This is a genomic window from Allobosea sp. ASV33, assembly GCF_016428755.1.
GTDB lineage: Bacteria > Pseudomonadota > Alphaproteobacteria > Rhizobiales > Beijerinckiaceae > Allobosea.
The window spans coordinates 1-12124 of record NZ_JAELTI010000064.1 but is presented as its reverse complement, the minus strand read 5'-3'; the positions used below and the strand labels follow the sequence as shown (position 1 = coordinate 12124).

13 protein-coding genes are annotated in these 12124 nt (G+C 68.0%); 8 read left to right on the top strand and 5 right to left on the bottom strand.

Annotated features, from left to right (window positions below; genetic code table 11):
• Position 1 precedes the first annotated feature (1 nt).
• The 4 genes from JHD80_RS17855 to JHD80_RS17840 all read right to left on the bottom strand — a co-directional run bounded on the left by JHD80_RS17855 (position 2) and on the right by JHD80_RS17840 (position 2793).
• A complete protein-coding gene (locus JHD80_RS17855) occupies positions 2–583 on the bottom strand; it encodes a peroxidase-related enzyme (protein ID WP_199090051.1) in 582 nt (193 codons plus the stop codon).
• On the bottom strand, positions 580–1059 hold the full coding sequence (locus tag JHD80_RS17850; protein WP_199090049.1) for a hypothetical protein: 480 nt from the start codon (positions 1057–1059) through the stop codon (positions 580–582). The genes JHD80_RS17855 and JHD80_RS17850 overlap by 4 nt, the downstream gene beginning before the upstream one ends.
• A 130-nt stretch (positions 1060–1189) precedes the next feature.
• On the bottom strand, positions 1190–2017 hold the full coding sequence (locus JHD80_RS17845) for a copper chaperone (protein WP_199090047.1): 828 nt from the start codon (positions 2015–2017) through the stop codon (positions 1190–1192).
• A complete protein-coding gene (locus JHD80_RS17840) occupies positions 2014–2793 on the bottom strand; it encodes a DUF899 domain-containing protein (protein WP_199090045.1) in 780 nt (259 codons plus the stop codon). Before JHD80_RS17840 ends, JHD80_RS17845 begins: the two co-directional genes overlap by 4 nt.
• 116 nt (positions 2794–2909) lie before the next feature.
• On the opposite strand from JHD80_RS17840, the gene JHD80_RS17835 reads away from it, so the two are divergent.
• Together JHD80_RS17835 and JHD80_RS17830 are read left to right on the top strand one after the other, a co-directional pair.
• Positions 2910–4130 carry a helix-turn-helix domain-containing protein gene (locus tag JHD80_RS17835; RefSeq protein WP_199090044.1) on the top strand — a complete coding sequence of 407 codons (1221 nt, stop codon included), beginning with the start codon at positions 2910–2912 and terminating at the stop codon, positions 4128–4130.
• Positions 4131–4164: 34 nt separating this feature from the next.
• Complete coding sequence (locus JHD80_RS17830; RefSeq protein WP_199090041.1) at positions 4165–4803, top strand: Vgb family protein; 639 nt, start codon at positions 4165–4167, stop codon at positions 4801–4803.
• Between the two features lie 158 nt (positions 4804–4961).
• On the opposite strand, the gene JHD80_RS17825 is transcribed toward JHD80_RS17830, so the two are convergent.
• Complete coding sequence (locus JHD80_RS17825; protein ID WP_199090039.1) at positions 4962–6125, bottom strand: M20 aminoacylase family protein; 1164 nt, start codon at positions 6123–6125, stop codon at positions 4962–4964.
• A 194-nt stretch (positions 6126–6319) separates the two neighbouring features.
• Here JHD80_RS17825 and JHD80_RS17820 point away from each other — a divergent pair, with 194 nt between their 5' ends.
• The 6 genes from JHD80_RS17820 to JHD80_RS17795 all read left to right on the top strand — a co-directional run.
• Positions 6320–7024 carry an SDR family oxidoreductase gene (locus tag JHD80_RS17820; protein WP_199090037.1) on the top strand — a complete coding sequence of 235 codons (705 nt, stop codon included), beginning with the start codon at positions 6320–6322 and terminating at the stop codon, positions 7022–7024.
• A 342-nt stretch (positions 7025–7366) separates the two neighbouring features.
• Entirely contained in the window at positions 7367–8818 is a 1452-nt protein-coding gene (locus tag JHD80_RS17815; protein WP_199090035.1) for a bifunctional 2-methylcitrate dehydratase/aconitate hydratase, read from the top strand.
• Between the two features lie 6 nt (positions 8819–8824).
• Entirely contained in the window at positions 8825–9757 is a 933-nt protein-coding gene (gene prpB, locus JHD80_RS17810; protein WP_199090026.1) for a methylisocitrate lyase, read from the top strand.
• A gap of 100 nt (positions 9758–9857) precedes the next feature.
• Positions 9858–10808 carry a Bug family tripartite tricarboxylate transporter substrate binding protein gene (locus JHD80_RS17805; RefSeq protein WP_199090024.1) on the top strand — a complete coding sequence of 317 codons (951 nt, stop codon included), beginning with the start codon at positions 9858–9860 and terminating at the stop codon, positions 10806–10808.
• 74 nt (positions 10809–10882) lie between these two features.
• Complete coding sequence (locus JHD80_RS17800) at positions 10883–11365, top strand: tripartite tricarboxylate transporter TctB family protein (RefSeq protein ID WP_248311627.1); 483 nt, start codon at positions 10883–10885, stop codon at positions 11363–11365.
• Positions 11366–11368: 3 nt separating this feature from the next.
• Positions 11369–12124, top strand: a 756-nt coding sequence (locus JHD80_RS17795; protein WP_199090013.1) for a tripartite tricarboxylate transporter permease, incomplete at its 3' end; no start/stop codon positions are given.

Here is a 12124-nt window from a genome sequence, read left to right as displayed (position 1 = left end):
ATCATCCGTCTTTGCGGACCGGGTCGCCGAGGATGTGCATCAATCGGTTGGCCCAGCCGAACAGGGCCGTGGACAGGATGAGATCGACGATCTCGGCCTCGTTCAGCCCGGCCTCGCGCAGGCGGGCCGTATCGGCCTCGGTCACGGCCGGCGGCGATTGCGAGAGCTTGACCGAATAGTCGAAGATCGCCTGGTCGCGCGGGCCGAGCTTGGCCTTCTCGCCATTGGCGAACAATTCGTCGGTGACGGCCGTGTCCTTGCTGAGCTGAGCGTGGCGTGCGGCATGGACGGCAGCGCAGTAGATGCAGCGATTGACCACCGAGGCGCCGATCGCGCCGAGCTCGCGCTCGGCCCGGCTCAGGCCGCCCGGATCGTACATGATCCCGTTGAACAACGGGGAGCGCACGGCGAGCGTCTCCGGATCATGCGCCAGCACCAACACGTAGTCCGAGACCTTGGTGTTGGACGGCGTGACCTTCAGCGCGTCCAGCTGCTCGGGGCTCGCCTTGGTCAGGTCGACCGGGGTCACCCGCGGCTGCCAGTCCGGCACGTTGCGGGTGAAGCGATGCACGACCCGGCTCATGCGGAAGCTCCCTTGAGGGCCGCGAGCCCGGCGAGGACGCGGCACTGATAGCTCATGAAGGCATTGAGTTCGCAGAGCCGCACGATATCGGCCTCGGCCACGCCTGCCGCCTTGAGCCCCTCGATCTCCTCGGCCTGCACCGCCCGCGGCTGGGTCGCGACCCGGTCCATGAAGGTGATGACGCTGCGCTCACGGGCGTCGCGCCCGGCCTCGGCCGGATTGGCGAGACCGCGCAGCGCCGGATCGGTCACGCCGGCGATGTAATGCGCCGCAAGGTCCGGCAACGCGTTCAAGGTCGCGATCCGGGCAGCGACAGCGCGGCGCCACGCCGAAGGGAAGGCGCCGGCATCGCGCGGATCGATGACCGCGCTTTCGGCCTGCCGACTCATCTCGAAAATGGCGCTGCGGGATTGCGCGGCGGCCGATGCGGCGGCGCCGATCCAGGGAGAGGCCTCAGGGGTGGCGGGGTGAGCCATGGCAATCCCTTTCGTGCATCAACTTCAATGCTTGATGCTTTAAATGAATGAAGCAACGAATTTGCCCTGCGTCAAGGAGCTTTGCCGGCGCCGTGATAAACTGAGCGCCATGGGCGGTTTGCGGCGGGGTTCACCCGAGCGACCTCAGGAGCAAAAGCAGCCCGGCAGCGGACGTTCCGGCGCCTGTCGCCGGGGCGATACGCATCTCCGGCGGCAGCAGGCGCTCGGCGGTAACGGCAAGCGTCACGCAAAGCATCAAGCGCACATCCATCAGCCCGCCGGCGATCAGGATCGCCATCGGGCCGGCGCAGGACAGGCAGCAGCGCAGGCCGAGAGCGGCGCCGGCTCGAAGGGCTGCCAGGGTGTCGAGAGGGGTCTGCGACTGTTGGCGTGACGCGGAGCAACCTGCCAGCCGTCGGGCCTTCCAGCGCGAAAATTGCGAGAGCCCGGCCATCAGTACGACGAAGGCGCTGGCTGCGGGACCGAGGCGGCTAAGCGCCGGAAACTGCAAGGCGATCTGTGCCAGGGCGGCGCCGACGAGGAAGACCGGAAGACCCAGGCCGGTCCAGACGGTGCAATAACCGACGCCAGCCAGCGCGGCGAGTCCGCCGGGCCGGCTCGCTCCGGCTTTGAACGCGGTCTCCCGGTAGTGCCACAGCACCGGGGTCAGGGACGGCAGCATCATCGCCACCATCATCGCGAGCCACATGCCGAGGAAGCAGGCGGCGGTGTCAAACCAGGACTGGCCGCAGAGCGGCAGCCAGATCCCCGAGAGCAGCCAGCCGCCTGCCATCGGCACCGCGCCCATCGTCGCCATCGAAGCGCAGGACGCGATCGTGATGCTGACTGTCGTGGCGAAGAGCAGGGCGGCCGTTCCGAAGAAGACGATCCGAGCCCTGCAGCCAGTCTCGCGACTGCATGCAGGGCTCGCTCCATCCCCTGCCGGGAATGTGGTCACGACACGGCTTGGCGGGCGGCGTAGCGGTCGTGATGGAGCCACCACGGCCCATCCGCCTCGTTGCGGCCCTTCGGCGCCCGGTCGAGCCAGGCATACATGCCCCAGACGCCGTCGACGCCGCGCGAATAGCTGGAATAGGTGTGGTAGATCGCGCCATCCTCGCGGATGAAGGCGCTCAGGCCCGGCCGGTCGCGGTGATAGGTCGGCACGTCCACGCCGGCCATCGTTGCGAAGGAGCGTTCGAATTCGTTCCCGGGGCCGCGCCATTCGAATTTCGGCTGGTGGCGGAAATTGTAGTCGATGCCCTGCGTCCGCTCCTGCATCTCGGTGAAGGAGACGTTGTAGTCGAAATTGAAGTCGCTCTTGCCGGACGAGGCCCAGGGGAAGCTCCAGCCCATCCGCTCGCGGAAGGCGATGAGCTTGTCGATCGGCGCCCGCGAGATCGCCCAGAGCATCACGTCGTGGTTGGCGAGATGCGTGGTCGAGCCGTTGAACCCGTCGGCGATCGCCGAGCAGGACGGGCAGCCGGCCGTGTAGTCCGGCCCGAACATGAAATGGTAGACGAGGAGCTGCGAGCGCCCCTGGAAGAGGTCGGCGAGCGACGCGTCGCCCTGCTCGGTCTGGAAGAGATAGTCCTTCTCGACCTTGACCCAGGGCAGCGCCTGCCGCCGCTCGGCCAGCGCATCGCCCTGCCGCGTATACGCTTTCTCGGCCTCCAGCAGTTCGAGCCGGGCGGCTAGCCATTCCTCGCGTGTTCCGATCGCATGACGGGTCATGATGTCTCCCTCCTGTCGCCAGATGTCCGCGCCGCCTCGACACTCGATGCGGCGTCGCGATCGGTGGTAAGGCGGAGGCGGCAGACGGTGGGAGTGACAAGTTTGGCGGGATTCCAATGGACTCGCTGATCACGGCGGCGGCGCAGGCCTTGGCGAAGGGCGATCCGCTGGGCGCGCTGAACCGGGTCGCCTTGCGCGACGATGCGCCCGCCCTGGCGCTGCGCGGCATCGCGATGGCGCAGCTCGGCGATTTCGCCCGCGCCAAGGTGCTGCTGCGCCGCGCCGGCCGTGCCTTTGGCGAGAAGGAAGCCGTCGCGCGTGCCCGCTGCACCGTTGCCGAGGCGGAGATTGCCCTGGCGGCGCGCGATCTCGGGTGGCCGCCCGGCCGGCTCGACGAAGCCGGCGCAGTGCTTGAGGCCCATGGCGACCGCGCGAACGCCGCCCATGCGCGCCTGCTCGATATCCGCTGGCTGCTGCTGATCGGCCGGCTCGACCATGCGGGTGAGCGGCTCGGCGGCATCGATCCCGCGCAGCTGCCCGCCCCGCTCCGGGCCGTCCACGGATTGGCAAGGGCCGGCATTGCGCTGCGCCGGATGAAGGCGCGGAGCGCGAGAGCCGCTCTGGCGGAAGCGCGCGAGGCTGCCGGCCGGGCCAGGATCCCGGCGCTGATCGCCGAGGTCGAAGCCGCAAGCCGCCTGCTCGAGGAGCCGGCCGCACGCCTGATCGCCGATGGCGTCGAGCGCCCCTTGCTGCTCGACGAAGTCGAGGACCTGCAAGCCTCGGAGGTGCTGATCGTCGATGCCTGCCGCAATGCCGTGCGCGACCGTAACAACGCAGTTTCGCTGGCGACGCGCCCCGTGCTCTTCGCGCTGCTACGGGTGCTGGCCGAGGCCTGGCCGATGGATGCGCCGCGCGATGTCCTGATCGCCGGCGCCTTCGGCTCGCGGTTTACCGATGAGTCGCACCGGGCGCGGTTGCGCGTCGAGATCGGCCGCCTGCGCGAGGCGCTGCGGCCGCTGGCGCGGATCAGCGCGACAGAGCGCGGCTTCGTAATAGCGCCGCGCGCTGCGGCCGGGATCGCCGTGCTGGCGCGCCCGGTGGAGGAGAAGCATGCCACGGTGCTCGCGCTCATGACTGACGGCGAGACGTGGTCGAGCTCCGCCCTGGCGCTGGCGCTCGGGTCGAGCCAACGCAGCGTCCAGCGCGCGCTCGATGCCCTCGCCGAGACCGGCAAGGTCCAGTCCTATGGGCAGGCGCGGGCACGCCGCTGGGTGATGCCGCCGATGCCGGGTTTCGCGACGAGTTTGTTACTCCCGACGTCCTGGCCGGATGGCTAGGGTCCGGCATCACAACACGCGCTGGAGCAACGCCATGACCATGACCAATGCCGAAATCACCCGCACCTACGGCCCGTTTCCGGGAGTCGAGAAGGTCCATGGCGTCAGCTTCGACGGCGCCAGTGTCTGGTTCGCCTCCGGCGACCGGCTGAACCAGCTCGACACCGCCAAGGGTGAGGTCATCAGAACCATCGACGTTCCTGCCCATGCCGGCACGGCCTTCGACGGCACGCATCTCTTCCAGATCGCCGAGGACCGCATCCAGAAGATCGATCCGAGGACCGGCTCCGTGCTCGGCACGATCCCTGCGCCCGGCAAGGGCGGCGATTCCGGCCTCGCCTGGGCCGAGGGCTCGCTCTGGGTCGGCCACTACCGCGAGCGCAAGATCCACCAGATCGATCCGGCCACGGGCAAGGTGCTGCGCAGCATCGAGACCAACCGCTTCGTCACCGGCGTCACCTGGGTCGACGGCGAGCTGTGGCACGGCACCTGGGAAGACGGCGAAAGCGAGCTGCGCCGGATCGACCCCGCGACCGGCGAGGGGTTGGACGCGCTCGCCATGCCTTCGGGCGTCGGCTTGTCCGGCCTGGAATCGGACGGGGCCGAGCTGTTCTATTGCGGTGACGGCGGCAAAAGCACGCTGCGGGCCGTGCGCCGGCCGAAGCGCGCCTGAATGGTGAAGCATGGGCCTGTTCGACAGCCGTTGCGGCGAGAGCAGGCTCATCTCTACGCCGGTGGGCGTAGGGTTTGATTCCAAACATCAGTGGATGTTTGCGAGCTCCTTTCTCGGAGCGCCGTGCTTGAAGGATTTGCTTCTCGCGCGGCGGGAGCTCAGTTGGCGCCCAGCCTGTGCCTGACGATCGCGGCGTGGAACCGGGCGCCGTGGATCAGGCCGCGATCGTCGAAATCATAGGATGCGTTGTGCAGCGGGGCCGAGCCCTCGCCATTGCCGACATAAGCGAAGCAGCCGGGCACATGGTCGAGGAAGCGGGCAAAATCCTCCGAGCCCGTCATCGGCTCGGATGCGATCGCGACGTTGGCCTCGCCAAGCACCGTTCGTGCGGCGGCGAGCGCTTCCTGCGAGAGCGCCGCGTCGTTCACCAGCGGCACGAACTCGCGCGTATAAGTGATCTCGCAGGCGAGATTGTAGCTGTCGGCCGTGCCAACAGCGATGATACCCATCTGGCGCTCGATCGCGGCGCTGACCTCGGGGCGGAAGCTGCGGGCATCGCCGAGGATGCGCGCCGTTCCCGGCAGCACGTTGCGGGTGCCGTCCGTCAGCAGTTCGGTGACCGAGACCACGGCGATATCCGCCGGGCTCAGCCGGCGCGAGACGATGGTCTGGAGCTGCATCACGAGCGCGCAGGCGGCGACGAGCACCTCGCTGCCGGCATGAGGTTTGGCGGCATGCCCGCCGACGCCCTTTAGCACGATCTCGAAATTGTCCTCGGCCGACATGAAGGAGCCGGGGCGCGTCTGGAATTGCCCGATGGCGAGGCCCGGCATGTTGTGCAGGCCGTAGATCTCGTCGAAGGGGAAACGCTCCATCAATCCGTCGTCGAGCATGGCGAGCGCGCCGCGCCCCCATTCCTCGGCCGGCTGGAACAGGAAGCGCACGGTCCCGTCGAAGCCGCCTTCCTCCGCCAAGAGCTTGGCCGCGCCGAGCAGCATGCTGGTATGGCCGTCATGGCCGCAGGCATGCATCACGCCGGGCGTCTGCGAGCGATAGGGCTGTTCGCCCTGTTCGGCGATGCGCAGGGCATCCATGTCGGCACGCAACGCGATGGCGCGGTTGCCGCTGCCGCGCTTGAGCGTACCGACGACGCCGGTGCCGCCAACGCCCTCGACGACCTCTTCCAGGCCGAATTCGCGCAGCTTTGCCGCGACGAAGGCAGCGGTCCGCTTCTCCTCGAAGCCGAATTCGGGATGCGTGTGCAGGTGGCGCCGCCACGCGGTCATCTCGGATTGCAGAACGTCGAGATCGAGCTTGGACATCGAAGCGGCCTCGTTTTGCGGAGCTCGGAAGGGATAATGCAGATGTGCCGAAAGAAGCGCTGCAATCCTGACGGCCGGATGCAAATTTGTTGCGCATGGCGATGGGCAGGCCAGCGCCGGGGCGAGTTCGTCACGGCCCGGCTGGAATGCTAGGAAGATCGCTGGATTCGCGTCAGTCGATGCAGGAGGTTGGAATGGCAGTGGACAAGGTCGCCCTGGTCACCGCGGGGGGAAGCGGCATGGGTGCCGCGGCGGCGAAGCGCCTGGCGCAGGATGGGTTCGCCGTCGGCATCCTCTCTTCCTCAGGCAAGGGCGAGGCGCTGGCCGGCGAACTCGGCGGCATCGGCGTCACCGGTTCCAACCAGTCGAACGACGACCTGAAGCGCCTCGTCGACCTCGCCATGGAACGCTGGGGCCGCATCGACGTGCTCGTCAACAGCGCCGGCCACGGTCCGCGCGCACCGATCCTCGCTATCACTGACGAGGACTGGCATCGCGGCATGGACGTCTATCTGCTGAACGCCATCCGCCCGACGCGCTTGGTGACGCCGATCATGCAGAAGCAGAAGGCCGGCGCGATCATCAACATCTCGACGGCCTGGGCTTTCGAGCCGAGTGCGATGTTCCCGACCTCGGCGGTGTTCCGCGCCGGGCTTGCCTCCTTCACCAAGATCTTCGTGGACACCTATGCGGCCGACAATATCCGCATGAACAACGTGCTGCCGGGCTGGATCGACAGCCTGCCGGCGACGGAAGAGCGGCGGCAGGGCGTGCCGATGCAGCGCTACGGCACCAGCGACGAGATCGCTGGCACCATCGCCTTCCTCGCCTCGAAGGACGCGGCCTATATCACTGGCCAGAATCTGCGCGTCGACGGCGGCATCACCCGCGCGATCTGAGGTCTGGTCCGGGCGCCGCGCAACGCGCCCGGCTTTCCCGGCTGCCGGCGAACCGTCTGCTCCGGATGAGCTGCGCGCCGATGGCGGCGGCTGCCGGCAGCCAGGGCGCGCTGCCTGTCGACCTGTACGACGAAACCTCCCTTGTGATCCCGGCGCACGTCGCGGAAAGCGGCGCTCGCGGCCCCGGGCGCTGCGCCATACGGCGGCGCCGGTTATTGTCGACAATATTTGAATTCATGCCGCCGAGAGGCTTGCCATGAATGTGGCTATATGCAGTTTATGTCGACAATAAAGGCCGGGCCGCTCCAAGAGGCGCCCGGTGGATGCGAGGGACGGCCCGATATGGCGACATTCAACAATAATGAGCGTCCGGCTCCGGACGGCGTGCTGGTCGATATCGCCGACTACGTGCTGAACTATCGCGTCGAGAGCAGCCTCGCCTACGAGACCGCCCGCAACTGCCTGATCGACACGATGGGCTGCGGCATGGAGGCGCTCGAATACCCCGCCTGCACCAAGCTGCTCGGCCCCGTCGTTCCCGGCACGACCGTGCCGAACGGGGCCCGCGTGCCGGGCACGCCCTACCAGCTCGATCCGATCCAGGCGGCCTTCAATTTCGGCACGATGATCCGCTGGCTCGATTTCAACGATTGCTGGCTCGCGGCCGAATGGGGCCACCCGTCCGACAATCTCGGCGGCATCCTCGCCGTCGCCGATTGGCTCTCGCGCACAGCGGTCGCCGCCGGAAAGGCGCCGCTGACCATGCGCGACGTGCTCACCGCGATGATCAAGGCGCACGAGATCCAGGGCTGCCTGGCGCTGGAGAACGCCTTCAACAAGGTCGGCATCGACCATGTCATCCTGGTCAAGGTCGCCTCGACGGCGGTCGTCGCCGGCATGCTCGGGCTCGACCGCGACGAGATCGTCAACGCGCTCTCGCTCGCCTTCGTCGACGGTCAGGCGCTCAGGACTTATCGCCACGCCCCCAATGCCGGTTCGCGCAAGAGCTGGGCGGCGGGCGACGCCACCAGCCGCGCCGTCAGGCTCGCCCTGATCGCCCGCACCGGCGAGATGGGCTACCCCTCGGCGCTGTCGGCCAAGACCTGGGGCTTCTACGACGCCTCGTTCCGCGGCCAGAGCTTCAAGTTCCAGCGCCCCTACGGCTCCTATGTCATGGAGCATGTGCTGTTCAAGATTTCCTACCCGGCCGAGTTCCACTCGCAGACGGCGGTCGAGGCCGCGATGACGCTGCACGATCAGCTCAAGACAATGGGCCGCAGCAGCGAGGACATCGCCTCGATCAGGATCAGGACGCACGAGGCCTGCATCCGCATCATCGACAAGCGCGGCCCGCTGCATAATCCGGCCGACCGCGACCACACCATCCAGTACATGGTCGCCGTGCCCTTCATCTTCGGCCGCCTCACCGCCGCCGATTACGAGGACGATGTCGCCGCCGATCCGCGCATCGATGCGCTGCGCGACAAGATCGAATGCGTCGAGGACCCGGCCTTCACCAGGGACTATCACGACCCCGAGAAGCGTTCGATCGCCAACGGCATGACGGTGACGCTGAGGGATGGCACGGTGCTGCCCGAGCTCCTGGTCGAGTACCCGATCGGCCACAAGCGCCGCCGCACCGATGGCATCCCGCTGCTGGAGGCCAAGTTCCGCACCAATCTCGCCCGCCGCTTCGTCGAGAAGCGCCAGCGCCAGATTCTCGACGTTTCGCTGGATCAGGCGAAGCTCGAAGCGATGTCGGTCAACGACTACGTCGACCTCTACTGCAACTGAGCGCCCATGCCCTATCTCGTCGCCTCCGATCTTCAGTCCGAGCCGGCCGGCCAGCGCTTCCGGGCGCTGGTCGAGCGCGGTGGCATCGCGCGCCTGCCCGGCGCCCATAACGGCATGGCCGCGATTCAGGCGCGGGCCGCCGGCTTCGAGGGTCTCTACCTGTCGGGCGCGGCGATGACGGCGTCGATGGGCATCCCCGATCTCGGCATGATCACCGTCGACGAGGTCGCCTTCTTCATCCGCCAGATCGCGCGGGCCTCGGGCCTGCCGCTGCTGGTCGATGGCGATACCGGCTATGGCGAGGCGCTCAACGTCATGCACATGGTCCGCGTCTTCGAGGAGGCCGGGGCCGGCGCCGTCCATATCGAGGACCAGCTCCTGCCGAAGAAATGCGGCCATCTCAACGACAAGAAGTTGGCCGACGCCCATGACATGGCGGCGAAGGTCGCAGCCGCCGCGAGGGCCCGCCGGCACCTCTACGTCATCGCCCGCACCGATGCCGCCGCCAGCGAGGGCATCGACGGCGCGGTCGAGCGCGCCAAACTCTATCTCGAGGCGGGCGCCGATGCGATCTTCCCGGAGGCGCTGACCACGGCCGAGATGTTCCGCGAATTCGCCCGCCGCATGCCCGGCGTTAAGCTGCTCGCCAACATGACCGAGTTCGGCCGCACGCCCTTCTTCACCGCCGAGGAGTTCGAGGCGATGGGCTATCGCATGGTGATCTGGCCGGTGTCCTCGCTGCGCGTCGCCAACAAGGCGCAGGAGAAGCTCTACGCGGCGCTCGCCCGCGACGGCGGCACCCATGCCGTGGTCGAGCAGATGCAGACCCGGGCCGAGCTCTACAAGACGATCGGGCTTGCCGATTACGAGGCGCTCGACGCCTCGATCGTCGCGACGATCACGCCGGAAGGCATGCCGCAGCGCGAGCGCAGTGCATGAGGATACCAAGGCGCCGAAACCACCCGGCGCCTGAACCGCAGACGCGGCAACAGAACGGCCAGCCGAAAACGGCGGCGTAACGACAACGGGAGGAATCGAGATGCTGAAGCGTTTGACGATGGCTGGCGTCCTGGCCCTGGGGCTCGGCACCGGCGCGGCCCTGGCTGAACCGGCGAAGGTGATGATCCCCGCCAATCCCGGCGGCGGCTGGGACGGGGCCGGGCGCCACACCATGGCGGTCTTCGCCCAGTCCAAGGTCTTCACGGACGGGGCATCCTTCACCAACAAGGGCGGTGCCGCCGGCACGATCGGGCTTGCCGAATTCGTCCGCACCGCCAAGGGCGACGACAACGCGCTGCTGGTCACCGGCGTTATCATGGTCGGCGGCGTCATCACCAACCAGACGCCGGTCTCGCTCAAGGACACGACGCCGCTGCTGCGCTTGACCAACGAGTACAACGCCATCGCCGTGCCCGCGAACTCGCCGATCAAGACGCCTGCGGACTTCATCGCCGCGCTCAAGGCCGATCCCGGCGCGGTCTCCGTCGGCGGCGGCTCGGCCGGTGGCGCAGACCATGTCATGCTCGCGCTGCTCGCCAAACATGCCGGCGCGCCGGTCGCCAAGATCAACTTCGTCGCCTTCTCCGGTGGCGAGATCCTGGCCGCGCTCGGCGGCGGCAAGATCAAGGCGGCGATCTCCGGCGCCTCCGAATTCCGCCCCTTCGCCGAATCCGGCCGCATCCGCATCATCGCGGTCTCCGGTCCGACGCGGGTCGAGGGCCTGAATGCCCCGACGCTGAAGGAAGCCGGCATCCCCGTCGAGATCGGCAACTGGCGCGGCTTCGTCGGCGCACCCGGCATGAGCGACGGCGCCAAGAAGACCTGGCTCGACCGCTTCGCCAAGCTCCATGCCACCAAAGAGTGGAAGGAGACGCTGAAGACGCAGGGCTGGGAGGACGCCTATCTGCCGGGCGAGGCCTTCGACGCCTTCCTCAAGAGCGAGGAGGCGAACTGGACGAGCGCACTCAAGGACGTCGGCATCCTGAAATAGCCTCGTCGAAGCCGGGCGGCGCGCTCGGGCGCTCCGCTTCAGAAATCCCGGGAAGGGGCAGGGCGATGTCGTCGATGAAGAACGATCCCGTTGCGGCCGGTGGCGGGCGGCCTTGGTGGCTGGGGTTGGCCATCCTGGTGATGGGCGCGGTCTGGCTCAATGGCGCGCGCGGCATCGCCTCGACGACCAACTATGTCGGCGTCGGGCCGGCCGCCATCGTGCTCGTGGTCGGGCTGGTGCTTGTCCTGCTCGGCTTCCTGCTGACGGTGCAGGCCTTGCGCGGACAATGGGCGCCTGCCGAGGAAGACGAGGAAGCGCCGTTCTCGCGCCCGGCTTTCCTGACGGCGCTCGCCGGCATCTGCGTGCCGCTCCTGACCATCCGCTGGCTCGGCTTTCCGCTCAGCGCGATGCTGGCCTTCACGCTGGTGACCCACGCCTTCGGCTCGCGGCGGACGGCGCTCGATCTCGCCATCGGCGCAGCGCTTGCGAGCCTCTCATGGCTCGGCTTCTCCCGCCTCGGCATCAGCCTGGGCCCGTTCCTGCCGCTGCTGGGTTGAACGATGGACATCCTGAACCAGTTGCTCGGCGGGTTCGCGGTTGCCCTGCAGCCGATGAACCTGTTCTGGGCCTTCATCGGTTGCGGGCTCGGCACGGCGGTCGGCGTCCTGCCCGGCATCGGCCCGGCGCTCACCATCGCGCTGCTCTTGCCGGTCACGGCCCAGATCAACCCGGCCTCGGCCTTCATCATGTTCGCCGGCATCCTCTACGGCGCGCTCTATGGCGGCTCGACCACCTCGATCCTGCTGAACACGCCGGGCGAGAGCGGCTCGGTGATGACCGCGCTCGAAGGCAACCGCATGGCCCGTCGCGGTCGCGGTGCCGCGGCGCTGGCGACGGCCGCGATCGGCTCCTTCGTCGCCGGCACGATCGGCACGCTCGCGCTCACCTTCCTTGCCCCGGCCATTGCCGAACTCGCCTTCGTCTTCGGCCCGGAGGATTATTTCGCGCTGATGATGCTCTCCTTCACCTCGGTCGCCGTGGTGATGGGGCGCTCGATGCTGCGCGGCTTCACGGCGCTGTTCTTCGGCCTGGCGCTCGGCACCATCGGCATCGACACTCAGACCGGCCAGACCCGCATGGTCTTCGGCTCGCTCGAACTGCTCGACGGCATCTCCTTTACCGTCGTGCTGGTCTCGCTCTTCGCGATCGGCGAGACGCTCTATGTCGCGAGCCGGCACGGCACGGCCCCGGCCGCCGTCAACCCGCTCTCCGGCGGGAGCTGGATGACGAAGGCCGACTGGGCGCGCTCCTGGAAA

Bases quoted from the DNA above. Each gene is read 5' to 3' on its own strand.
- JHD80_RS17840 (WP_199090045.1), bottom strand. From the start codon at position 2,793: ATGACCCGTCATGCGATCGGAACACGCGAGGAATGGCTAGCCGCCCGG.
- JHD80_RS17825 (WP_199090039.1), bottom strand. From the start codon at position 6,125: ATGTCCAAGCTCGATCTCGACGTTCTGCAATCCGAGATGACCGCGTGG.
- JHD80_RS17815 (WP_199090035.1), top strand. From the start codon at position 7,367: ATGGCGACATTCAACAATAATGAGCGTCCGGCTCCGGACGGCGTGCTG.
- JHD80_RS17820 (WP_199090037.1), top strand. From the start codon at position 6,320: ATGGCAGTGGACAAGGTCGCCCTGGTCACCGCGGGGGGAAGCGGCATG.
- JHD80_RS17855 (WP_199090051.1), bottom strand. From the start codon at position 583: ATGAGCCGGGTCGTGCATCGCTTCACCCGCAACGTGCCGGACTGGCAG.
- JHD80_RS17850 (WP_199090049.1), bottom strand. From the start codon at position 1,059: ATGGCTCACCCCGCCACCCCTGAGGCCTCTCCCTGGATCGGCGCCGCC.
- JHD80_RS17805 (WP_199090024.1), top strand. From the start codon at position 9,858: ATGCTGAAGCGTTTGACGATGGCTGGCGTCCTGGCCCTGGGGCTCGGC.
- JHD80_RS17835 (WP_199090044.1), top strand. From the start codon at position 2,910: ATGGACTCGCTGATCACGGCGGCGGCGCAGGCCTTGGCGAAGGGCGAT.
- JHD80_RS17830 (WP_199090041.1), top strand. From the start codon at position 4,165: ATGACCATGACCAATGCCGAAATCACCCGCACCTACGGCCCGTTTCCG.
- JHD80_RS17800 (WP_248311627.1), top strand. From the start codon at position 10,883: ATGAAGAACGATCCCGTTGCGGCCGGTGGCGGGCGGCCTTGGTGGCTG.
- prpB (WP_199090026.1), top strand. From the start codon at position 8,825: ATGCCCTATCTCGTCGCCTCCGATCTTCAGTCCGAGCCGGCCGGCCAG.